Here is a 1186-nt window from a genome sequence, read left to right on the forward strand (position 1 = left end):
CTTTTAAAATACTTTCTTATTTTTTCAAATTTTTCCAATTAGTTCGTGACATTTCTCACTTAACGTGTTAAAATATTATTCGTATGGGCGTCAGCCTAAAAAAATTAAGGAGATGTTTAGATAAATGACTGCAACTAAACAACACAAAAAAGTTATCCTTGTTGGTGACGGTGCCGTAGGTTCTTCTTACGCATTCGCACTTGTAAACCAAGGAATCGCTCAAGAACTTGGTATCATCGAAATCCCACAATTTTTCAACAAAGCTGTTGGGGATGCTGAAGACCTTAGCCACGCTCTTGCTTTCACTTCACCTAAAAAAATCTACGCAGCTAAATACGAAGACTGTGCAGACGCTGACCTTGTAGTTATCACTGCAGGTGCTCCACAAAAACCAGGTGAAACTCGTCTTGACCTTGTTGGTAAAAACCTTGCTATCAACAAATCAATCGTAACTGAAGTTGTTAAATCAGGATTCAAAGGAATCTTCTTGGTTGCTGCTAACCCAGTAGACGTATTGACTTACTCTACATGGAAATTCTCTGGATTCCCTAAAGAACGCGTTATCGGCTCAGGTACTTCACTTGACTCAGCTCGTTTCCGTCAAGCATTGGCTGAAAAACTTGATGTTGATGCTCGTTCAGTTCACGCATACATCATGGGTGAACATGGTGACTCAGAATTCGCTGTATGGTCACACGCTAACGTTGCTGGTGTAAACCTTGAAAACTACCTTAAAGACGTTCAAAATGTTGACGAAGCTGAATTGGTTGAACTTTTCGAAGGTGTTCGTGACGCTGCTTACTCAATCATCAACAAAAAAGGTGCTACATTCTACGGTATCGCTGTTGCGCTTGCTCGTATCACTAAAGCAATCCTTAACGATGAAAACGCAGTTCTTCCAGTTTCTGTATTCCAAGAAGGTCAATACGCTAACGTAACTGACTGCTACATCGGTCAACCAGCTATCGTTGGTGCACACGGTATTGTTCGTCCAGTTAACATTCCATTGAATGACGCTGAACAACAAAAAATGGAAGCGTCTGCTAAAGAATTGAAAGCTATCATCGACGAAGCTTTCTCTAAAGAAGAATTTGCTTCTGCTTGCAAAAACTAATTTCTAGTTTTTGATTAAAAAAAGCCATCCTTTCGGATGGTTTTTATTTGTAAAAAAACGACTTAAAAAGCT

1 protein-coding gene is annotated in these 1186 nt (G+C 39.5%); it reads left to right on the forward strand.

All coding sequences use genetic code 11. The features are described from left to right. Positions 1-124 precede the first annotated feature (124 nt). Positions 125-1114 (forward strand): L-lactate dehydrogenase, encoded by a 990-nt coding sequence (locus HMPREF0819_RS02335; RefSeq protein ID WP_004231742.1) that lies wholly within the window; start codon positions 125-127, stop codon positions 1112-1114. Positions 1115-1186: the final 72 nt, after the last annotated feature.

Source organism: Streptococcus equinus ATCC 9812 (assembly GCF_000187265.1).
Taxonomy (GTDB): domain Bacteria; phylum Bacillota; class Bacilli; order Lactobacillales; family Streptococcaceae; genus Streptococcus; species Streptococcus equinus.